The sequence below is a fragment of the Stappia sp. 28M-7 genome, assembly GCF_014252955.1.
Lineage (GTDB): Bacteria > Pseudomonadota > Alphaproteobacteria > Rhizobiales > Stappiaceae > Stappia.
Map to the genome: position 1 here is coordinate 2066214 of NZ_JACMIA010000001.1, position 21511 is coordinate 2087724.

Annotated in this window: 16 protein-coding genes; 8 read left to right on the plus strand and 8 right to left on the minus strand. The window is 66.4% G+C overall.

The window, feature by feature from the left end:
• Positions 1 to 44: 44 nt before the first annotated feature.
• A complete protein-coding gene (locus H7H34_RS08980; RefSeq protein ID WP_185924986.1) occupies positions 45 to 1532 on the minus strand; it encodes an SH3 domain-containing protein in 1488 nt (495 codons plus the stop codon).
• Positions 1533 to 1713: 181 nt separating this feature from the next.
• On the opposite strand from H7H34_RS08980, the gene H7H34_RS08985 reads away from it, so the two are divergent.
• The 6 genes from H7H34_RS08985 (at position 1714) to H7H34_RS09005 (ending at position 8755) form a co-directional block, all read left to right on the plus strand.
• Positions 1714 to 3033, plus strand: a complete 1320-nt coding sequence (locus H7H34_RS08985) for a ferredoxin reductase family protein (RefSeq protein WP_185924987.1) — start codon at positions 1714 to 1716, stop codon at positions 3031 to 3033.
• Positions 3026 to 3148: a hypothetical protein gene (locus H7H34_RS23610; RefSeq protein WP_256431531.1), complete on the plus strand. Its 123-nt coding sequence runs from the start codon at positions 3026 to 3028 to the stop codon at positions 3146 to 3148. Before H7H34_RS08985 ends, H7H34_RS23610 begins: the two co-directional genes overlap by 8 nt.
• 384 nt (positions 3149 to 3532) lie before the next feature.
• Positions 3533 to 4276, plus strand: coding sequence for an ectoine synthase (locus H7H34_RS08990; RefSeq protein WP_185924988.1), 744 nt, complete (start codon positions 3533 to 3535; stop codon positions 4274 to 4276).
• Between the two features lie 276 nt (positions 4277 to 4552).
• Positions 4553 to 5914 (plus strand): lysine N(6)-hydroxylase/L-ornithine N(5)-oxygenase family protein, encoded by a 1362-nt coding sequence (locus tag H7H34_RS08995; protein WP_185924989.1) that lies wholly within the window; start codon positions 4553 to 4555, stop codon positions 5912 to 5914.
• A 24-nt stretch (positions 5915 to 5938) separates the two neighbouring features.
• Positions 5939 to 7828, plus strand: a complete 1890-nt coding sequence (locus tag H7H34_RS09000) for an IucA/IucC family protein (protein ID WP_245165015.1) — start codon at positions 5939 to 5941, stop codon at positions 7826 to 7828.
• A 153-nt stretch (positions 7829 to 7981) separates the two neighbouring features.
• Positions 7982 to 8755 carry a 2OG-Fe(II) oxygenase gene (locus tag H7H34_RS09005; RefSeq protein WP_083202610.1) on the plus strand — a complete coding sequence of 258 codons (774 nt, stop codon included), beginning with the start codon at positions 7982 to 7984 and terminating at the stop codon, positions 8753 to 8755.
• 154 nt (positions 8756 to 8909) lie between these two features.
• Here the strand turns inward: H7H34_RS09005 and H7H34_RS09010 are convergent, their stop codons facing one another.
• The 7 genes from H7H34_RS09010 to H7H34_RS09040 all read right to left on the minus strand — a co-directional run bounded on the left by H7H34_RS09010 (position 8910) and on the right by H7H34_RS09040 (position 17473).
• Positions 8910 to 10484 carry an MFS transporter gene (locus H7H34_RS09010; RefSeq protein WP_185924991.1) on the minus strand — a complete coding sequence of 525 codons (1575 nt, stop codon included), beginning with the start codon at positions 10482 to 10484 and terminating at the stop codon, positions 8910 to 8912.
• A gap of 235 nt (positions 10485 to 10719) precedes the next feature.
• Complete coding sequence (locus tag H7H34_RS09015) at positions 10720 to 11805, minus strand: enoyl-CoA hydratase/isomerase family protein (protein ID WP_245165017.1); 1086 nt, start codon at positions 11803 to 11805, stop codon at positions 10720 to 10722.
• Positions 11802 to 12812, minus strand: a complete 1011-nt coding sequence (locus H7H34_RS09020; RefSeq protein WP_185924993.1) for a 3-oxoacyl-[acyl-carrier-protein] synthase III C-terminal domain-containing protein — start codon at positions 12810 to 12812, stop codon at positions 11802 to 11804. Before H7H34_RS09020 ends, H7H34_RS09015 begins: the two co-directional genes overlap by 4 nt.
• Positions 12813 to 12826: 14 nt before the next feature.
• A complete protein-coding gene (locus tag H7H34_RS09025) occupies positions 12827 to 13843 on the minus strand; it encodes a 3-oxoacyl-ACP synthase III family protein (RefSeq protein ID WP_185924994.1) in 1017 nt (338 codons plus the stop codon).
• A gap of 124 nt (positions 13844 to 13967) precedes the next feature.
• Positions 13968 to 15689: a cobalamin-dependent protein gene (locus tag H7H34_RS09030; RefSeq protein ID WP_185924995.1), complete on the minus strand. Its 1722-nt coding sequence runs from the start codon at positions 15687 to 15689 to the stop codon at positions 13968 to 13970.
• Positions 15690 to 15735: 46 nt separating this feature from the next.
• Positions 15736 to 16008, minus strand: coding sequence for an acyl carrier protein (locus H7H34_RS09035; RefSeq protein ID WP_147421839.1), 273 nt, complete (start codon positions 16006 to 16008; stop codon positions 15736 to 15738).
• 316 nt (positions 16009 to 16324) lie between these two features.
• A complete protein-coding gene (locus tag H7H34_RS09040) occupies positions 16325 to 17473 on the minus strand; it encodes an acyl-CoA dehydrogenase family protein (RefSeq protein WP_120268177.1) in 1149 nt (382 codons plus the stop codon).
• Between the two features lie 519 nt (positions 17474 to 17992).
• Between H7H34_RS09040 and H7H34_RS09045 the strand changes: the two genes are divergently transcribed.
• Positions 17993 to 19051: a LysR family transcriptional regulator gene (locus tag H7H34_RS09045; protein WP_120268176.1), complete on the plus strand. Its 1059-nt coding sequence runs from the start codon at positions 17993 to 17995 to the stop codon at positions 19049 to 19051.
• Between the two features lie 388 nt (positions 19052 to 19439).
• A complete protein-coding gene (ilvD, locus tag H7H34_RS09050; RefSeq protein ID WP_185924996.1) occupies positions 19440 to 21113 on the plus strand; it encodes a dihydroxy-acid dehydratase in 1674 nt (557 codons plus the stop codon).
• The last annotated feature ends 398 nt before the right edge of the window (positions 21114 to 21511 follow it).

Genomic DNA, 21511 nt, shown 5'->3' on the forward strand with positions numbered 1-21511 from the left:
CCCGGGCGCCGAGTTTCGTTGCAGGGCAATGTCCGGCTGGCGGATTACCGCCAGCCGCCCCGGCCCGGCCGATAGCGCGTCTGGCGCAGGTAGTTGGCCGAGACCCAGCCGCTTTCCTCGCCGCCGAGCAGCTGGATGCGGCACCAGGTCTGGGTGCCGACTGCGCGGCAGCCCCTGTCGATCAGCACATCGCCATTGGCCACCCGGCCGATCACGGAATAGCCGGTGCCCGGACCGCTGCGCACATTGAGCAGCCCGCTGGAGCTGAGACCCGTCACCTCGAAATAGCTGGCGCGCGGATCTGGACCCGGGAAGGGGCCGGGACCGGGGAGGGGATCGGGACGCGAGGGCCGGTCGGGACGGTCCGGGCGCCAGTCGCCGGGACGGTCATCGCCCGGACGGCCGGGACGATTGGGGCGGCCCGGACGATCGGGGCGACCGTCCCCCTGTCCGAGATGGCCTTCGCGCAGGAAATCGCCGGCAACCCAGCCCTTGGCATCGCCGTTGCGACGCTCGACCTGGCACCAGCGCTGGCGCTCACCGACCAGCCGGCCGCAGCCGAGATTGCGCAGCAGCTCGCCGTCCGACAGGCGCGCGGTGATCGGGAAGCCGGTGCCCGGGCCGGTACGCACGTTGAGATAGTCGCGCCCGCTGATGCCGGTGACCCGCCAGAAGTCCGGGCCGCCGTCGTCCATGTCCATGCGGGGGCGCTCGGGCCGGCCGGGGCGGCCGATGCCGGGACGATCAGGACGGTCGGGACGCCCGGTGCCCGGCCGGTCGGGGCGGTCCGGACGACCTGGACGGTTGCTGCCCTCGCGCAGATAGGTGGCCGAAACCCAGCCGTTGTCGCGCCCGTTCGGCCGCTCCACCCGGCACCAGCTCTGGCCGGTGACCATGTGGCAGCCGAGATTGCGCAGCACCTCGCCATTGGCAAGGCGGGCAACCACCGGGTTGCTGGTGTTGGGACCCGAGCGCAGGTTGAGGAAATCGCCGGCGCTGACGCCGGTCACCTGCCAGAACTCCGGGGTGCCGGCATTGCCCCCGCCCTGGTTTCCACCGGGCGGGCGGCCGCCGCCGGTGCCGGGCTGCGGATCGGGGCGCTGCGGGCGGGTTTGGCCGGCGCGCACGGAGGCGACGGTCAGCACGTAGCGGGCCGTCTCGTTGCGCGCGACGCCGTCGATCGACAGGCGCACGCGGATGCGGTAGTCGCCGGCCTCGCTCGCCCGGCCGCTGTATTTCGCGCCCTGATGCGAGCCGTCGAACACCTCGCGCCGGCTGCCCGGCTCGGCGACGCCCATGTGCACGTAGCGGTTGGAGGAGGACAGCGAGAGGCTGACCTGCTGCCCGGTCGTCACCGGAAGCAGGTACTCGACGAATTCCTCGCCCTTGATCATGCCGGCGATCTCGGTGCCGGCGGCTCCGCGCGGAATGTCGATGCGTTCGGTGCGCATTTCCATGGCGAGCGCTGCCGGCGCTGCGAGGACGACAGCCGCCGCAACGGCCGCCATGGCAAGGGAGCGGAAAAGCGTCATGCCTGAAATCTCCTGAACGAATCTGCCGAAAAGCAGGGTCAGGATGAGTGTTCGCCCGGCAATGTGTCGAGGTCTTGGCGCCGGCACGATGATTTGCGGGCCATGTGCCCTAGAGGTTTTCGCGCATTGCCGGACGGTCCGCGGGGCTTATCATCGCGCATCGTCTCACGGGGGAACCGCAATGCCTGCCGCCGCGCTGATCCTGTTCTATCTCCTCATCGCGCTGGCGCCGCTCGCCCTGGCCGCCGCCAGCGGCCGGCCGCCGCGCCCGGTGATGGACGAGATCGCCAGCGGCATGGCGATGGTGGCCTTCGCGATCCTGCTGATGGAATTCGTGCTGTCGGGCCGCTTCCGCTCGATCTCGGGCCGCGTCGGCCTCGACGTCACCATGCGCTTCCACCAGTTGCTCGCCCGCACCGCGCTGGTGCTCGCCCTGGCGCATCCGTTCCTCTACACGCTGCCCTTCGCCCGGCCGCTCCCTTTCGACCCGACCCGCCAGCTGACGCTGACCTTCGCCGCCGAAGGGCTTGCGACCGGCGTTCTGGCCTTCGCACTGCTGCCGGGTTTCGTGATCCTGTCGATTGCCCGCGACCGCATCGGCTGGCGCTACGAGACCTGGCGGCTCGCCCACGGGCTCGGCGCGCTGGCCATCGCCGTGCTGGTGCTGATCCATGCCCGCCACGCCGGCCGCTACAGCGCGGATCCGCAGCTGGCCGGCCTGTGGGCCGTGCTGACGGCGGCGGCGGTGCTGTCGCTGGCGCATGTCTATCTGGTGAAACCGCTGCTGGCGCGCCGCCGCCGCTGGGAGGTGACGGGCCTGCGGCAGCTGGCCGAGCGCACATGGGAGGTGGTGCTGAGCCCCAGGGGGCACGAGGGGATCTCGTACCGCGCCGGGCAGTTCGCCTGGATCCGCATCGGCGCGCCGGTCTTCTCGCTGCGCGAGAACCCGTTCTCCATCGCCTCGGCGCCGGGCGAGGGCAAGGACCTGCGCTTCGTCATCAAGGAGCTCGGCGACTTCACCGCGACGCTGAGCGGCATTCCGCTCGGCACGCGCGCCTATGTCGACGGGCCGCACGGCAATCTGGTGCTGGAGGGGCGGCAGGGCAGCGGCATCGCCTTCATCGCCGGCGGCGTCGGCATCGCGCCGATGCTGAGCCTGCTGCGGCAACTGGAGATCGACGGCGATCCGCGCCCGACGGTGCTGGTCTACGGCAACCGCCATGCGGGCCAGATCGCCTGCACGGAGGACCTCGCCCGCATGCGTCGCCAGCACCGGACGGAGGTGGTGCAGGTTCTGTCCGAACCGCCGCAGGGCTGGGAAGGCGAGCGCGGGATGGTCTACGCGGCGCTGGTCACACGGCTGTTCACTGAGGCGCGCCATCGCGATTGGCTCTATGTCCTGTGCGGTCCCGCCCCGATGATGGAGGGCGTCGAGGAGGCGCTGCTCGATCTCGGCGTGGCGCCGCGACAGATCATCTCGGAAAGGTTCCAGCATGACTGAAAGGCGCCTCCCGCCGAAGCTGCCGCCGCACACCACGCGCGTGCGGCGGCTCGCTCTCTTCTGGGTCCTCAACGCCGCTCTGGCCGCTGGCATCCTCGTCTTCGCCCTGCGGTAGGTGTGGGCCTGCCGGAGGTCGGTGTGTTCCCGCAGCCGCTCTGGAAGCCAATAGGCCCCGGATCTCGCGATGCTCGTCCGGGGTGACGCGCGAAGGGGATGCGAGGTCGTGCTTCTTTCTCAGGCCGTCATTCCGGGCGAGCATCGCGAGACCCGGAACCGGAGAGCGGCGGCCCGTTCCCATAGCTCGATCTGCGGGGTTGAATATATTTTTCGAATTATTGCGCAATATACTTAAGGTCGGTGCGTGTTCGATATCGACTTGTGGCGAAACTGAGACAAAACAAGATTTATACCTTTGGAGGTGAGCGGGATAATCTTTTCGAACACGTCCGGCAGCAGCCCGGCAAACGGGCCGCCCGGCATGTTCGAGGAGGGCTCAAACGTGATCGTCCGTACCTTCAAGGCAGCCGGCGATGCGCCGGTTTTCCGCTACGCCGTGTCCCGCGAAGTGGTGGCCCGCACCGACCAGGTGGGGCACGCGCTCTACGACACGACGCTGGCCGCCGGCGCTGCCGACACGGTGACGCGCGATGCCGCCGGCGAGTTTCCCGCGCAGGCGCATTTCTGCCTGTCCGGCACGGGCATGGTGATCGTCGACGGGCGCAGCGAGCGTGCCTCGCCCGGAACGCTGATCGCCGCGCGGGCGAGCACCGAAGTGAGCTTCATCGCCGAGAGCGAAATGCGCATCTGTACCGTCTTCGGCGGCGAGGGGCCGCAGGAGGCGATCCGCGCCGACGCGCTGATCCGCCATGTCGACGAGTTCATCGGCACCGAGCGCGATGTCTTCTGGGGCAATGGCCAGAGCCGGCGGCTCCTGGTCAAGGCGGACGGCTTCGGCTTTGCCCTGTGCCAGACGCTCGGCAATGCCAACACGGACTCGCCACTGCAGTACCGGCACCATTTCGAAAGCTGCTACTACGTCTCGGGCAGCGGCGAATATGTCTGGGAGAGCGGCAGCCACCCCATCGACACCAACGGCGCGCGGGCGACCGCCTTCATCATGAACCGGAACGATGCCCACCGCATGGTGGTGCGTGACCCCTCGATCTGCCTCAGCATCTTCAGCCCGCCCATCGAGGGCACCGAGGCCCATGACTTTTCCGGCAAGCGGCCGTCGTCCTACTGAGAGACGCCCTCCAGCGGCCGCCTGACGCGATTTTCTGCGCTTCCGGTGCTCACGTACCCGAACGTACGCTGCGCTCCGGTTCTCGCAAATCACGCCATCCGGCGCGCCGGAGATCGTCTCCACCACGGCGGAGCGGGGCTTGGCGGCAATCAGTCGCCAAGCCACCGAATGTGCCGAATATAATATATTTCAACTGCTTTGGCCGGATCGCTAAGGTTTTCCTGTCCGCCGCGGATGCCGTCCGCGTCCCGGTTGGCGTCGCTGGAAGGAGTTTCAATGACGTCGCAATCCGCGCAAAGCGCCGAAGGTCATGTCTTCGACATCATCGGCATCGGTATCGGTCCGTTCAACCTCGGGCTCGCCTGCCTGACCCAGCCGATCCGCGATCTCGACTGCCTGTTCCTGGAACGCAAGGACCAGTTCAACTGGCATGAGGGAACCTTGCTGGAAACGGCGACGCTGCAGACGCCCTTCCTGTGCGATCTGGTGACGCTGGCCGATCCGACCAGCGAGTTCAGCTTCCTGAACTACCTGAAGCAGACCGGCCGGATCTACGCCTTCTATGCGTTCCTGCTGGACACGGAAAACTTCTTCCTGCTGCGCAACGAATTCAACAAATACTACCGCTGGGCCGCCAGCCGTCTCGACAACGTGGTGTTCAACCGCGAGGTGGAGACGGTCGAATACGACGAGGAGGCCGGCGTCTACCGGGTCACCAGCCTCAACACCAGGATGGGCCAGCGCAAGGTGCTGCTCGCCCGCCGCATCGTGCTGGGCTCCGGCATGTCGCCGGCGGTGCCCGCACCCTGCGAGGCGGTGCGCGACAAGCTGCTGCACAGCGCCGACTATCTGCGCAACCGCGAGGCGGTGCGGCAGAGGAAGTCGATCACCGTGGTCGGCTCGGGCCAGAGCGCGGCGGAGGTCTATCACGACCTGCTGAGCGACATAGACCGCTACGGCTACCGGCTGAACTGGGTGACGCGCTCCTCGCGCCTGGTGCCGCGGGAGCTGACCAAGTTCACCCTGCAGATGACGACGCCGGACTATGCCGACTACTTCTTTTCGCTGTCGCGGTCCAAGCGCGAGGACCTGGTGCGGGCGATGCAGTCGATCTTCAAGGGCGTCAACCCGTCGCTGATCAACGATATCTACGACCTGCGCTACCGCAAGCAGCTCGGCGGCGATGTCGACATGATGCTGATCTCCAACACGGAGGTGGAGGCCTGCAGCCACGATGTGGCGAGCGACAGCTTCCGCGTCACCTTCCGCCAGGTGGAGGAGGAGAAGTCCTTCGAGCTGGAGACCGACGTGCTGATCATGGGCACCGGCTACCGGTTCCGCATGCCGGACTATCTGCGGCCCATCTCCGATCGCATCAACTGGTGCGGGGAGGGGCGCTTTGCCGTTGCGCGCAACTGCAGCATCGACACCAAGGGCAGCGAGATCTTCGTCCAGAACGCGGAGATTCACGCCGACAGCTACCTGCCGCCGGATCTCGGCCAGTCCTGCTACCGCAACTCGATCATCATCCGCGAGGTGCTGGGCAAGGAATACTATCCGGTGGAGCGCAGCCTTGCCTTCCAGCGCTTCTCCTCGCCCGTGGACGGCCTGACCGCCGCCGTCTCGGCCGGCGGCTGACGGGGCACGACGACGATGGACGCGATGACCGCCGCCCTGCAGACCATGCCGCCGCACGAGCGAGCCGCTGCGCATCTGGAAAGCGACCGCTGGCTGTGGGCCAATCGGCTGCTGGTGCGCAAGGCGATCTCGGAATTCGCTCACGAGCTGCTGCTCGCGCCCCGCGAGGTGGAGCCGGCGGGCGCCGGCGAGGCCGGACGCTACGTGCTGGAGCAGCCGGCGCTCGGCATCGAGTACACGTTCCGCGCAAGGCGCATGCGCCTCGACCACTGGCAGGTGGATGCCCACTCGATCAAGAAGCGGATCAAGGGCGAGCCGGCGCCGCTCGACGCGCTGAAATTCATCATCGAGTTCAAGGCGGAACTCGGCATTCGCGATGCGATGATGCCGGTCTATCTCGACGAGATCAGCAGCATTCTCTACGGCAGCGCCTACAAGGCGGCGACCAAGCCGCACCGGGCCTCCGATCTTGCCGGCGCCGACTTCCAGGCCATCGAGACGGGCATGACCGAGGGCCATCCGTCCTTCGTCGCCAATAACGGCCGGCTCGGCTTCGACACCGCCGACTATCCGCTCTATGCGCCCGAGGCGGCGGGCCCGCTCTCCATCGTCTGGATCGCGGTCTCCCGCGAGCATTCGCGCTTCACCGCCATGTCCGGCATCGACCACGACCGCCTGATGGCGGAGGAACTGGGCGAGGACACGGTCGCCGACTACCGGGCGCAGCTGACCGGCGAGGGGCTCGATCCCGACCGCTATCACTTCATGCCGGTGCATCCCTGGCAGTGGTTCAACCGCATCTCGATGAGCTTTGCCCCGGAGATCGCCCGCCGCAACATCGTCTATCTCGGCCTGTCGCGGGACCTCTACCAGCCGCAGCAGTCGATCCGCACGTTCTTCAACGCCTCGGCGCCGTCGAAGCGCTACGTGAAGATGGCGCTGTCGATCCTCAACATGGGCTTCATGCTGCAGCGCGGCCTGTCGCCGGAGGACATGCAGACGACGCCGGAGATCAACGAGTGGCTGCGCAACCTGCTGGCGCGCGACCGCTATCTGCAGGACAACGGCTTCTGCCTGATCTGCGAACAGGCGACGATCAGCTATCGCAACCCCTATTACGAGGAAGGGCTGGCGGCGGATTCTCCCTACAAGCACGTGCTCGCCGCCCTGTGGCGGGAAAGCCCGGTCAACCTGATCCGGCCCGGCGAACGGCTGATGACGATGGCAGCGCTCTTGCATCTCGACCCGCAAGGGGATGCGCTGACCGCCAGCCTGATCGAGCGCTCGCGGCTGGGGGCGGAGGAGTGGATCCGCCGCTATCTCAAGGCGTATCTGGCGCCGGTGCTGCACTGCTACTACGCCTACGACATCATCTTCATGCCGCATGGCGAGAACGTCATCCTGATCCTGGAGAACGACGCGCCGACGCGCATCGTCATGAAGGACCTGGCGGAGGAGATGCGCATCCTCAACAGCGGCGCGACGCTGCCGCCGGTGGTGCGGCGCAACTGCGTGGTGCTGGACGATGCGGTGCGGCTCGACGGCATCTTCACCGATGTCTTCGACTGCTACTTCCGCCATCTGGCGGCGATCCTCGACGAGCGGCAGGTGCTGCCCGAGGCGCGGTTCTGGGCGCTGGTCGGCGAGTGCGTGCGCGAGTACCAGGCGGCGCAGCCGCAATATGCCGAGAAGTTCGCCCGCCACGACGTCTTCGTGCCGGAGTTCCCGCGCAACTGCATCAACCGGTTGCAGCTGCGCGACAACCGGCAGCTTCTCGATCCCAACGACCCGGACAAGGGGTTCGAATATGCCGGCACGCTGCCCAATCCGCTGACCGGTGGGGCGGACGGCTCGCCGGGCCTGCTGCGGCGGGCCGTGGGGCATATCGGGACCTATTTCCTCGGCCCGGGCTGAGGCCGTTTTCCTCTGTCTTGCGCTGCTTGCGCAGATATGAAAACGGACTTTGTTGCAAGAAACCCTCTCTGGAATACTGAAGGCGCGCCGTCTTTCGAGTGATTTCGGAAGAAAACGGCTCGTCATTTCTGCCTATCCGGGAAGGGAAATACGATGTTGAAGGCTATCGAGATTTCGAAGGAGCTCAACGAGGACAGCCTCCGCAAGCTCATTGCGAAGAACATCGATGCGATCCATGTGCCGGGATTCTATCCGAAGGAGCTGTCGGCGCGATTTGCCGACTGCATCGCCGGCCATTCCGAACTGGAAGCCTACAAGGTGCAGAACGCGCTGAAGCGCCTCGGCATGGGCTATGTCGATGTCGGCAAGGACGCGGACAACGCCAACCGCTACCACAGCGAGGCGATGCGCTCGATCTGGGGCATCCGCGACATGATCTATCCCAACCTGACGCCGCTCGACCATTTCCGCCTGCTGCTGGAGGAGGTCTGGCCGGCGGGCGCGACCATCCAGACCATCGACGAGCGCAAGAGCTTCGTTGGCACCTGCAGGGTGATCGACCCGGGCGCCAAGATGCTGCCGCACAACGACCGGCTGGCGCGGATGCTGTCGAACGGCGCGTCGGACCTGACCGGCCAGCTGGCGGTCAACGTCTATCTCGACATGCCGCCGGAGGGCGGCGAGCTGGAGCTGTGGCTGAGCGAGCCGACGCCGGAGCAGGACAAGGAGCAGGAGACCCGCGACGGGCTCGACCGCGAGGTGCTGGGCGAGCCGCGGCTGCTGATCCGGCCGGAAAACGGCGACCTGGTGCTGTTCAACTCGCAGCTGATCCACGGGGTGACGCCGGGCGTCGGCGGGCGTCGGGTGACCATGTCCTGCTTCGTCGGGCATCGCGGCGACGACCAGCCGCTGACCTACTGGAGCTGACGCTCCCGCTGTATCGTTTTGCCGGAACGAAAAGGGGCGCGCCTTCGAAATGAGGGCGCGCCCTAGTCGTTTAGGGAGGAACCTTCCGCCGCCAATCCGGCCCGCTTTTGGCAAAGCGGGCCGGATTCCGCTGATGCGGCGGCCGGTCTTCCGGTTACTCGCCCGCCGCCGCGGCTGCCTGGGCCTCCGGGCCCGAGAGCAGGTCGCGCCGCCGGATCATCAGACCAGAGATGACGATGGCAAGAACCGAAAGCAGGGCGACGATCCACATCAGCACCGAGAAGGCGGAGGCGAAGCTCGCCTGGCCGAATTCGGTGACGGCCGGCTGGACGTCGATCGGTGCGCTGGCAACGGCACCGGCGAAGTCGCCGCGGGCGATGAAGTTCGCCGTATTGGTCAGGCCTTCGCCGAGCGCGGTCGCCAGATCGCCCGAGCCGCCGAGCTGCAGCGTGATGCTGGACAGCAGGATGGCGCCGAACACCGAGATCGACAGGGTGAAGGAGCCGTGGCGGAAGGTGATGTTGACGCCCGAGGCGACGCCCGCCTTTTCCGGCGGGACGACGGCGGTGGCGACGTTGGAGAGCTCGCCGTTGATGAGGCCGGTGCCGAGGCCCAACAGCAGGAAGGCGACCACCCACACGACCACCTCGGCCGGCGGAGCGATGGCGAGCCACAGGAAGCCGACGGCGACCAGCGCGCAGCCGAAGGCGATGAGACCGCGCACGCCGAGACGCTCGGGCGAGGCGAGCCGTGCGCCGAGCGGGGCGACGAGCAGCAGGGGGATGGTCATCGGCAGCAGCATCAGGCCGGCCGAGGACGCGGACATTTCATGCACCACCTGGAAGTAGATCGGCAGGTAGACCAGCATGACCCAGAAGGTGATGCTGTTGAGCACGCAGACCAGCTGCACGCCGGTGAAGGTGGGAATGCGGAACAGGCGCAGGTCGAAGGCCGGCTTCCTGACGCTGGTCTCGATCCACACGAACAGCAGGAACAGCACCACGGCGCCGGCAATGGCCGCCAGGATGGTGTCGCTGCCCCAGCCGCGTTCGCCGCCCTCGATCACCGCATAGGACAGGCAGCCCAGCGCGCCGGTGAAGGTGAGGATGCCCGGCCAGTCCAGGCCGCCCGCATTGTCGTCGGAGGATTCTTCCACGCGCCAGTAGCACAGCGTGATCAGCAGCGCGACGATCGGCACGTTGAGCAGGAAGATCCAGCGCCAGCTGAGCAGGTCGACGAGGATGCCGCCGACGATCGGTCCGAAGGCCGCGCCGCACCCGATCGACACGCCCCACAGCGCGAAGGCCTGGGCCCGGTCGGAGCCCTGGAAGGCGTTGGAGATCAGCGCGACGCCGAGGATCAGCATGGCGGAGGCCGAGAGCCCTTGCGCGACGCGGCCCCAGATCAGGGCCGTCGGCGTGTCGGCGAGGCCGACGATCAGCGAGGTGACGCCGAACAGCGCGAGGCCGATCACCATCACCCGCCTGCGGCCGAACCAGTCGGCAATCGCGCCGACGGCGATCAGCACCGAGGTATAGGCGATGTTGTAGGCGTTGATGATCCACTGAAGCTCGGCGAAGCTCGCCTTCAGCTCCCGCTCGATGGACGGCAGCGCGATGGCGACCACCGTCACGTCGAGAATGACGAGGAACGAGCCGAGCGCGGCGACCGCGAGCGTCGGCCAGTTGTCCATCAGCGAGGAACGTGGTGTCGATTGGACTGAGGTCATTGTCTGTTTCCCGAATGCGTTTGCGGAAGCCGTCGCCGGTTGACGAGGCCTCCGACGGCGGTGTGCCGTGAAACGACTGCAAGGCGGGAAAGGGGCGGTTCTCCTCCCGCAAGCCCTGCGCGCAAACGATGGCGATCCGGGTGCAACCCCGCATCGTTATTGATCTTTTTTCCGCCTTGCACGGGAAAATCTAAAGGCGCCCCGGAAGCGGGGGAAATATATAATTCCGCTGGGTTCAGGTGCCTTTGCGACTGAGGTTCCCGGACGTCCCGAGCGGTGGCAGGACCGTGCCGGGCGGGGGGAGGAACGGCGCAAGGTCCACCGCCTGAAAGCGGCGCGCATGCGTGTGCGACCAGGCAGGACGGCGGTCGCGGTCGATCATCGCCGCACGGATCCCTTCAGTGAAATCCGGGTGGGTCAGCAGCCGGGAAACCACGGCATATTCGAGGCCGAGCGCGGCCTCCAGGCTCTGCTGCCGGCGGGCGCACGCAAGCACCTCCAGCGTCAGCGCAAGCGCAAGGGGCGATGCCTTCCCAAGCGCGCGGGCTGCACGCGCGCAGGGCTCGCCGCCGGCTTCCAGCCGCGCGAGGATCTGCGGCACATCGGGGGCGGCGAAGGCTCGCTCCAGTTCAGGAGGGACGCCGGGAAGTCGGGGGACGCCCGACCCGGCCGGCACGGGCTCCGGCAGGGCGGCAATGCCCTTTTCGCCGAGCGCCTGGACAAGCTCCGGCATCTGCTGCGAGGCGACCCGGTAGCGCACGAGACCGAGCGCGGCGGCCGCATCCGCGCCGAGCTTCTCGCCGGTGAGCGCGATGAAGGCGGCAAGCGGAGCGGGGAGGCCGGAGAGAAGATGCGAGGCGCCGGAATCGGGGATCCAGCCGATGCCGCATTCCGGCATGGCGAAGCTCGCCCGCTCGCTGGCGACGGGATGGCTTGCATGCAGCGCAAGCCCGAGGCCGCCGCCCATGGCAACGCCGTCGATCAGCGCGACGACGGGCTTCGGGTAGCGCGCAAGGGTGAGGTCGAGACGATATTCGGCAAGGCAGTGGCCGCGCGCGCCCTCCACATCGCCCTGGGCGACCCGGCCATGCACGGCGGCAATGTCGCCGCCGGCGCAAAAGGCCCGCCCGCCAACCGCATCTAGGACGACGAGTTCGGTGGTCGGATCGCAGCGCCAGTCCTCGAGCGCCAAGGCGATGCCGGCAAGCATCGCCTCGCTCAGCATGTTGAGGGCGCGCGGACGGTTCAGAGTGATCCGTCCGGCGCGGCCCTGGCGCTGCACCACAAGTTCGTCCCGCGAGGGGACGGCGGCCGCGCTCAATGGTGGATGAGGGCCGCCGACCAGGCGAAGCCCGCACCATTGGAGACGACCATCACCTTGTCGCCGGTGCGGATCAGGTTCTGCTCCACCGCCTCGGCATAGTTGATGACCATGTCGCTTTCCTGGACATGGCCGCGATGCTTGAGCGCGCTGGTGTAGACCTTCTCCGGCGGCAGGCCGAACTTCTTCATGAAATAGGCCTGATCCCAGGTCGAGAAGGTCGGATAGACGTAATAGTCGACGTCGTCGAAGCCGAGGTTCAGCTTGTCGAGCAGCTGGGTCATCACCTTGCCGAACATGCGGAAATTGATCGGGATGACGCCCTCGTTGAACTTGTCCATCTTGGCGTACATGTGCAGCAGCCGCTCGGTGACTTCCTCGTTCGGCTGGCGGTTCTGCAGGCCGGGCACGTACCACACATCGTGCAGCCGGCCGATGGAGATGGTCTCCACGCCAAGGATGCGCGCGCGGGTCGCATTCTTGCGCAGCACCAGGGCGCTGCCGCCGTCGCTCGCCACGGTGATCGGGTAGTAGGTCTTGTTGAGATCCGGCGTGCGGTCGCCGGCAAAGAGCAGCGCCGTCGACACGTCGTCGTCGGCCAGCATCAGGGAGACGACGGTCTTCAGCGCCAGATGGTAGCTGGCGCAGCCGCCGGTGTTGACGGCGGTGGCGAAGGCATTGTCCAGCCCCAGTTCCTGCTGCACGAGACCGGCGGCCGACCAGGTCGGCCCGACATAGTCTTCCGGGATCGAGGTGAAGTCGACGACGAGGTCCACCTCGCCGGGCGCGACGCCGGCCTGGTCGAGGGCGCGGCGCGCGGCGGCGATGGCCAGCACCGAGGGCAGCTCGTCGGTGACATGGATGTCATGGATGCCGATGTCGCGCTGGAAGTCGATGTTCTTCGACAAGGTGCCGAAGGGCACGTCCTCGTCGCGGAACACGTCCGCCACCAGCTTCTTGTCGGGCGGAAGGTAGAAGGCTTCGGAAAGGATGCCGACGTGGTCCATCTGGATCTCCCTTGTCAGTATTTCAGCAAGGTGGCGCCGTAGAGAAAGCCGTGGCCATGGGTGGCCAGCAGGACATGGGTGCCGGCGGGCGGCGCCTCTTCCTCCAGTTCCAGCATGTTGAGTACGAGGTCCGAGGCATGCAGGTGCCCGCGCGAGGCAAAGCCCGCCGGCACCAGCCGCTCGCCGGCGCCGAGGCCGTCGCCGACCGCCTGTGCGTCCGAGGCGGAGATGTTGGCGGTGATGGTGCGGCCGATGTCGCTCCCCGACAGCCCGTGCCGGGCGAGCAGTTTGTCGACCAGTCCCTTGAGCTCGTTGGTGCGGTCGGCGCGCGCGTGCTTGGCCGCGTCCAGCGTCAGCCGGTAGAGGTCGAGCCGGGTCGGGTGCTTCATGCCGCCGCCGGGAATGTTCAGCACGTCGTGCAGCGCGCCGGTCGAGCGCATGGCGGTGCCCAGGATCCGGGCGCGGCCCGCGCCGCGCGCCACGATGACGGCGCTGGCCCCATCCCCCAGCACGGTGAGCGGGGCGTCCTTGCCGGCGATCACCCGGTTGCCGGATATTGCCTGATCGGAGGCCACCAGCAGCACCCGGTGCACATCGTCGTTGGCGAGGATCAGCGCGCGGGCGAACTTGATCGCCGCATGCAGGTTCGACGAATGGCCGCCGCTATAGCCGAGGGTGAAGGCGCGCTTGGCGCCGAGTTCGGCCTGCAGCTCGTTGCTCATCGACCAGGCCGGCTCGACATAGCGCTGCGGCATCATCGAGAAGTCGATGATCGCATCGAGGTCGAGCGGGGTAAGGCCGGCGGTCTCCAGCACCTTGCGCGATACCGCAACGGCCATGTCGGTGGGGCTTTCGCCCTCGAAGACATGAACGCTGTCGACGCCGAGCCGCGCGGCGGCGGTGACATCGACCGGGCCCGTCTCGCGGGCAATGATCTCGTCGAGCGTGTTGGTGCGCTCGGGCAGGTAATGGGCGGCCGCAAGCAGGCCGACGGGTTCCGTAACGCTGTCTCTGGCGCTTTCGCGGGTCATGGGATCCGGCTCCTGGCTGGGAGAAGGGTGCGCGCCGCCCGGCCTGCCTGCTCGCCCGCCAGCCGTGACGGCCAGCGGGCAAGCTCAAGCAGGGCGAGGGCGAACCAGTGGGGTGCCGAGCCGCTCAGGCGGCCCGTGCCGCCCCGGTGCAGGCCTCGATGATGTCCGCCGGCACCGTGTGGTCGTCGTACCAGCGGCCCGACAGAGGCTTCTTCACCAGCGCGACATCGGCCGCGTAGGAGAGGATCTCGTCGTTGTGCCGGCCGATCTCCTGGCGCAGCGAGGCGGACAGCCCGCCGTCGAGCTCATAGGCCCGGTCGACGGAGCCCGTGAGGTAGCGCAGGTGGTCGATGCGGTCGTTGACGATCTTGATCGAGCGCTTGGTGATGCGGCCGAACTCCGCCTTGTCGTTGGCCATGACCTGCATGGCCTCGTACATGCTGGGCAGGAACTCGTCGCGCTTCATCCACTTGGTCTCGTAGTTCATCGCGTCGCGCCAGCGCGGCTGGGTGAGCGACTTGCGATGGGACTCAAGATCGCGGTGGAACACCGTGTAGCCGTGCTCCTCCGGCTGCTCGAACCACTGGCAGCCCGGATCGAGGAACGGCACCATGCCGAAGATCGTCGGGATCACCTTGTCGTTCGGGAAGCGCTGCATCAGCCGGCGCGAATAGGCGACCGTCTCCATTACCGAGGCATGGGTCTGCTTCGGCATGCCGATCGTGTACCAGAGGTAGAAGCCCTTGATGCCGACATCGAGCGCGGCGGCGATCCAGTCCTCCATCTCCTCGTTGGTATAGGTGCCGCGCCCGCTGAGCCGGCTGATCTCCACGTCGTGCGATTGCGGCGACAGGTTGATGTAGATGTCGAGGTTGGGCGCGACCTCGGCCATCTGCTTGAGCACGGACGGCTTGGTCAGGCGGAACTGCTCGAAGGAGACCGAACTGACGACGCCGCTGTCGTTGACCGCCTCCAGGTAGGAGAGCAGGCGCGGGGCGGATTCCGAGTAGGCCTGCAGCGTGTAGACGCTGAGCGGGGACTCGGTCTTGGGGAAGGTGGTGATCTCCCGCGCCAGCTGCTCCGAGCGGCGGTGGAAGACGGTCTTCTTCTCCACGTTCATCATCCGCTGATAGGCCCAGCGCGAGCCCGAGCACCAGCCGCAGCTCTGCTGGCAGCCGGTGTTCGGCAGCACCATCAGGTTCGGCATGTTCAGCAGGTTGTCGGTCTTGGGGAACATCTTCGACCAGTCGATCGCCACGTCGTTGAGCACGTCGGGCGTGTAGGTATGGCCGTTGTCGACGACTTCCCCCTTGTCCTTGTAGACCATGTTCTGGACGTCGAGGCGCCCGCGTACGCCGCGCTTGAGCTGCCCGACGAGATCGGCCAGCGGCTCCAGCGTGTCGTAGCCGCGGATGACGCCGTCGATCTGCGGGTACTGCATCATCTCGCGGGCATAGTAGGTGGAGACGATGCCGCCGAAGACGACGAAGCTGTCGGGGTGCACCTTCTTCAGCACCCCGGCGACTTCGATGGAGCCCTGGCAGTGGGGCAGCCAGTGCAGGTCGATGCCGAAGGCGGGGGCGTCGAGATACTGGAACAGCTTCTCCACGTCGAGCGTGGGGTGCTTCAGCATCAGCGACGCCAGGTTGACGATCTTCACGTCCAGCCCGCGCTCGGCAAGGAAGCTCTTGATCGACAGGAAGCCGAGCGGGTGCATCTCGAAGATCGGGGTGACGTTGCTGCTCTCCTGGCTGGAATACCAGCCGAGAACGAAGTCGTCCCGGTTGCGGAAGTCGAAGATCGCCGGTGCGTGGACCAGGATCAGGTCGGCCTTGATGCGTGTCATGGTGTCGCCATCCCTCGGGTACCAGGACGGACGAAGGGCTGGGCCCTTACGCCGCCGCTGACGTGATCTTGCTGTGACAGAAACCGGAGAGCGCGTTCAGCGTCTTGTAGTTCTGCGAGGTGATCTCGTCCTCGTCGATGGCGATGCCGAATTCCTTTTCCATGTATTCGGTGACCTCGGCGATGCCGAGGGAGTCGAGAATGCCGCTGTCCAGCAGGTTCTCTTCCGGGTCGATGCCGCCCGAAACGTTCACGCCGGAGTTTTCCATCAGGTAGGCGAGCAGGTTCTTCTGTACGCTCATCAGGTCGGGTGCAGTCACGGGCCTTCTCCTCCATCAGGCTGTCGCGGCTCCCCGCATGGGGACGCCGGACCGTTGCAGTCCGTTCGGGCGCTGAGGGAGTCCCTCTCGCTCCCTGTCATTCGCACGGTGAATGAGTGTATATTTTTGTTGTTGTTGGAAATTTATCCAATTTAAACAGCTTATTGCCCAATTGCGGCAAGTCAATATCGCCTGTCTGACTGAATATCTATCGATTGATATGAATTTTACGCAGAGGTATTCGTAGAAATATCAGAGTCTGTTATCGGGATGCGTCCGGCGGGGCGCCGGACGCAAGCAAGGCCGGGCGCGGGCGCTACAGACCGAGGGCGCGGGCGGCGATGGTGCGCTGGATGTCGGACGTGCCGGAATAGAGCAGGCTGCCGACCGCGTCGCGGAAGTCGCGCTCCACCTCGTAGTCGGCCATGTAGCCGTAGCCGCCATGGATCACGACCGAGTTCTGGCACGAGGCGACCCAGGCCTCGCTCAAGTAGAGCTTGGCGAGCGCGGCCTCCATCGGGCAGCTGCCCTTGGTCTTCTTCAGCCAGGCGACCTTGTAGAGCAGCAGCCGCGAGGTCTCGTGCCGCAGCTTCATGTCGACGATGCGGTTGGACACCGACTGGAACTTGCCGATCGGCTTGCGGAACTGGGTGCGCTTGTTGGCGTGGGCGACGCACTGCTCCACCTGGTGTTCCATTGCGCCGACCAGGTTGGCCAGGATCGAACTGCGCTCCCACTCCATCGAGTTGTTGAAGATGCGCCCGCCCTGGCCCTCCTTGCCGATGCGCGCGGTGACCGGCACGCGGCAGTCCTCCAGCGTCAGCCAGGCCATCGGCGAGGTGCGCAGGCCCATCTTGCGGCGGTTCGCGCTGATGGTCAGGCCCGGCGTGTCGCGGTCGACGATGAAGCCGGTGAGGCCGAGCGAGCCGGCGCTCTTGTCGACCGTGGCGAAGATGACGAAGACATCCGCGACGGGTCCGTTGGTGCAGAACACCTTGGCGCCGTTGAGCACGTAGTGGTCGCCGTCGCGGGTGGCGGTGGTGCCGAGGCTCATCACGTCGGAGCCGGCCTCGGCCTCGGTGATGCCGTGGGCGCCGATCAGGTCGCCGGCAATCAGCCCGCGCAGGTACTTGTCCTTCTGCTCCGGCGTGCCGAACTGGGCGATCGGCATCTGCACGGTCCACATCTGGCCGTTCATGCTGAACAGCAGGCCGTTGTCGCGGCAGCCGTAGCCGAGCGCCTCCATGGCCAGCACCGTGGTGATGATGTCCTGTTCGGCGCCGCCATAGGCCTTCTCGAAGGGAAGGCCGAGGATGCCGAAGCCGGCGATCTTGCGCCACAGGTCGCGGGACAGGATGCACTCGGCATCGCGCTGCTTGAGGTCGCCCTCGTTGAGCTCGTCCTTGGCGAAGCGGACGACCTTCTCCTTGAAGGCCTCCTGCTCGGGAGTGAAGCTGAAGTCCATCTGCGCTCCTCGTGTTCCACTGGGATCTGGCGGGCGGGCATGCACGCCGAAGGTCTGGTCCCCGGCCGGAGTGCCGTCTCGGCATTTGCGCGGAGGTCCGGCAGGTGGTTGGATGGCGGGGGCAGTTTCGCCTTGCGGGTTACGGCCTACGGACAGGGTTGGAGGCACGCCTCCGCCGTTGCCTGGGGCCGACTTTTCCCCATGGCGAAAACTTCATTGATAATAGTGACAGTGATCTTGTGGAGAGGGTTATTCTTTGATGTGGCTCAGATCGGAATGCTTCTCGCCATTAAGACGAAATACATATGCCATAATTTCCTCCCGTTTTCGTGTTCTCTGCATTGGAATCCGATTTTGTTTATTGCATGGACTCCTGAAACGAGAAACTAATTTTAATTACAACCAGAATACAACTTTCCGTTCGTGTCGAGAAATATATATTTTTGCCATATAAAGGTTTGCGTTCGAATTTTTGGGGACAGCAAAAATCGGCCAATCCTAGGGAGCAGAAGGCAAACAATGAATCTGAGAAGGCTCAAGTTCTTTGTAACGGTTGCGGAAGAGTTGCATTTCGGCAGGGCTGCCGAACGCCTCTGTATGACGCAACCTCCGCTCAGTCAGGCCATTCTGGCATTGGAGGAGGAACTGTCCGTCACGCTGTTCAAGCGGACGAAACGAAATGTCGCGCTGACGCCTGTCGGCGAGCACCTTCTGTCCCACGTGAGCAAGCTGCTGCAGGAGGTCGAAGCGCTGCCGGCGCTGGCGCGCCAGCTTTCCCGGGGCGAGATCGGCTCGCTCAAGCTCGGTTTCGTCACGACGGCGGACTACAATCTGCTGCCGGAGCTGATCAGCCACTACGGCGCCACCTTTCCGGAGGTGAAGGTGACGCTGAAGGAGATGACCAGCGACCTGCAGGTCGAGGCGTTGATGCAGGGGGACATCAATGCCGGGCTGATCATTCCGCTGCACCAGACCCTGCACACCTCGCTGTCCTATCTGCCGTTGCTGCATGAGCCGCTGGTGGCGGCGGTGCCGGAAGAGTGGGTGCGGGCAGGGCGTGTGGAGATCGTCAACGGCCGGCTGAAGATCCAGGACGTTGCCGAGGAACCCCTGGTTCTGTTCCCGCGGCGCTCCGCGCCGGCCTTCCACGACATCATCACCACCTATTTCGCCGCGAACGGCATCGAGCCCGTCATCGGCCAGGAAGCGATCCAGATGCAGACCATCATCAGCCTGGTCTCGGCCGGGATGGGCTTTGCGCTGGTGCCCGGCTCGCTGCGCCGGCTGGGGCGCATGGGGGTGCGGTATGTCGGCCTGGAAGGCAAGCCGCCGACGATCGAGACCGGCCTCGTCTGGCGCAAGGAAGATCCCTCGCCGACGGTGCTGCGCCTGGTGGAGATCGCCCGCAGCCTGGGCGAGCCCGTGTCCGACGACGACGGCAGCGCGGGCGAGGGCCGGGGCAATGGCCGCGGCGACGGGCTGGGCGGAGGAGCGCCGGGCGTCGGCCTGCCCGAGGCGGCGATGGTGCATGCCCGCCACGACCTGAACAGCCACGGCCACGCCGGCCGGCTGGACTGACACGGGAAACGTCCCTCCCGCACACTCGAACGCAAACACGAAGGTTGGCGCCGGCTCGGGAGGCTGGCGCCACTGTCCGGCCCGCTCGTTCGGGCGCATGTCCGGGCGCCGTCCCGCGTCCGCGATTAGGTCGAAAAACGACTTAATACCGCATGACAAATATATTTCTGAAATGAAAGGCGAGGCGATACGGTCGCCGGAAAGCTGACGGGCACACCTTCCGCAGACGCGAAACAGCGAGGGATTTTAGGCGGTTGCGCCGCTCTCTCGACCTGCTCCGCGAGCCGTGGACAGGCCGGCCGTGTCCGTCCGGATCGGGAGGCGGCCTGCACGACGGGCCGGAGAAGCGGCGGACCGGCGCCGCGCGCGTTTCCAGGGAGGACTGCGGGTGCCATACAACGAGCGTTCGAAGACGATTTCGCAAGGGGTCGAGCGTTCGCCGAACAGGGCCATGTTCTATGGCCTCGGCTACACCAAGGAAGATTTCGACAACCCGATGATCGGCATTGCCAACGGGCATTCGACGATCACGCCCTGCAACGCCGGTCTCCAGCCGCTCGCCGATGTGGCGGTGAAGGCGATCAAGGAGGCGGGCGCCAACCCGCAGATCTTCGGCGTGCCCACCATTTCCGACGGCATGTCGATGGGCACGGAAGGCATGAAGTACTCGCTGATCTCGCGCGAGGTCATCGCCGACTGCGTCGAGATGACGGTGCAGGGCCAGTGGATGGACGGCGTGCTGGTGCTGGGCGGCTGCGACAAGAACAAGCCCGGCGGCATGATCGGCATCGTCCGCGCCAACGTCCCGGCGATCTACGTTTATGGCGGCACCATCAAGCCGGGCAAGTGGAAGGGGCAGGACCTGTCGGTCATCTCCGCCTTCGAGGCTGTCGGCGCGATCAAGGCCGGCCGCATGAGCGAAGAGGACTTCGAGGGCATCGAGCGCAACGCCTGCCCGACGACCGGCGCATGCGGGGGCATGTACACCGCCAACACCATGAGCTCCTCCTTCGAGGCGCTCGGCATGGCGCTGCTCTACTCCTCGACCATGGCCAATATCGACCAGGAGAAGTTCGACTCCACGGCCGAGTCCGCCCGCGTTCTCGTCGAGGCGGTGAAGAAGGGCCTGAAGCCGCGTGACATCGTCACCCGCAAGAGCGTCGAGAACGCGATCACCCTGGTGATGGCGACCGGCGGCTCCACCAACGCGGTGCTGCACTACCTGGCCATCTGCCACGCGGCCGAGGTCGAGTGGACGCTCGACGATTTCGAGCGGATCCGCCGCAAGGTTCCGGTGATCTGCGATCTCAAGCCGTCCGGCAAGTACATGGCGGTCGACCTGCACAAGGCGGGCGGCGTGCCGCAGATCCTCAAGATCCTGCTGAATGCCGGCCTGCTGCACGGCGACTGCATGACCATCACCGGCCGCACCCTGGCCGAGGAACTGGCCCATGTGCCGGATGCCCCGCCCGCCGACCAGGACGTCATCCGGCCGATCGAGGGCGCACTCTATCCGGAAGGCCACCTTGCGATCCTTCGCGGCAACCTGGCCGAGGACGGCGCGGTGGCCAAGATCACCGGCCTGAAGTCGACCTCGATCACCGGCCCGGCGCGCGTCTTCGACGACGAGCAGTCGGCGATGGACGCGATCCTCTCCGACCGCATCCGCCCCGGCGATGTGCTGGTGCTGCGCTATCTCGGCCCGCGCGGCGGACCGGGCATGCCGGAGATGCTGGCCCCGACCTCGGCGATCATCGGCCGCGGTCTCGGCGCCGATGTCGGCCTGATCACCGACGGCCGTTTCTCGGGCGGCTCGTGGGGCATGCTGGTTGGCCACGTCACGCCGGAGGCCTATGAGGGCGGCACCATCGCGCTCGTCGAGGAAGGCGACACGATCACCATCGACGCCTCGCGCCAGCTGCTGCAGCTGGAGGTGGACGACGAGGAACTGGCCCGGCGCCGCGCCAACTGGCGCCAGCCGGAGCCGCGCTACCGCAACGGCGTTCTCGGCAAGTTCGCCCAGCTCGCGCTGCCCGCCAACAAGGGCGCGGTGACGGGCTGACGGAGCCTCGGCAAGCTTCGGGGCGGACCGGATCCGCCCCGTCGCAGCCCAGGGCGGCAACGAAAACGGATAGAGCGGAATGACGATCTGACCGGAACGCGGCCCGCTCTAGGAGGCTGTCCGTCCGGCATCCGCACCTCCGGTTGATGGGGGGATGGTGCCGGAGGCTGGACGGGCAGGCTTTCCGGGCGTCAGGACGGGGCATCGGTGCCCGGTCCCGCGGCCCGGCTTCGCGGTCTCGGCCTGCGGCGCGCAAGCCGCGCTGCGCCGAAATCCGGCCACCTGGCCGAACCGATGAGACCGGCCCCTCAAACCGGGCCGCCAAACGAACATCTGAAACGGGCCACCGAGCCGAGCCGCCAACCCGGGCCAGCTGCGCCCGACTTCAAAGGGGGCGA